The 614-nt window shown below is 67.4% G+C and carries 2 protein-coding genes; one reads left to right on the forward strand and one right to left on the reverse strand.

Annotated elements, in window-relative coordinates; all coding sequences use genetic code 11:
* The coding region (locus tag ACXJKJ_RS31135; protein WP_457395451.1) for a DoxX family membrane protein at window positions 1-277 on the reverse strand (277 nt) is incomplete at its 3' end.
* 96 nt (window positions 278-373) lie between these two features.
* Between ACXJKJ_RS31135 and ACXJKJ_RS31140 the strand changes: the two genes are divergently transcribed.
* On the forward strand, window positions 374-614 hold a 241-nt coding region (locus tag ACXJKJ_RS31140; RefSeq protein WP_457395454.1), incomplete at its 3' end, for a LysR family transcriptional regulator.

Genomic DNA, 614 nt, shown 5'->3' on the forward strand with positions numbered 1-614 from the left:
CGATGGTGCCCAGCAGCAGCGGCACGCCTGCCAGCCCGACCCAGCGCGCGTAGATGCCGAGCAGCAGCGCGGCGGCCAGGGTGAGTTCCAGCGCGATGGTCAGGTAGCCGAGCGCACCGGGCAGGCCCAGCGAGGCGAAATAGGCGGCGGTGCCGGCCGGGGTGAACACCAGCAGCTTGGTCAGGCCGTGCACCAGGAACAGCGCACCCAGGCCCCAGCGCAGCAGGCTGGCGCCCAGCGGGGCAAGTGCGGAAACACGTACAGGGGACGGTTGCATGGGGGTCCTCGCGGATTAGGATGGGCACAGGTTATTGCGCTCACTCACGGCGATAAATACGATCAGACGACGCTGTTTCTTACGGGAAATGAAACAATGGACACTCTCGAGGCGATGCGTGTGTTCGTGGCCGTGGTCGAGCGCAATGGCTTCAGCGCGGCGGCCCAGGCGCTGGACCTGTCCACGGCAGGGGTGACGCGGCAGATCGCGGCGCTGGAGAAGCGACTGTCCACCCGTTTGCTCAACCGCACCACCCGCCGGGTCAGCCCGACCAGCACCGGTGCGGCCTATTACGCGCAATGCGTGCAGCTGCTGGCGCAGTTCGACGCGCTGGAGG

Source organism: Roseateles sp. P5_E1, assembly GCF_054049335.1.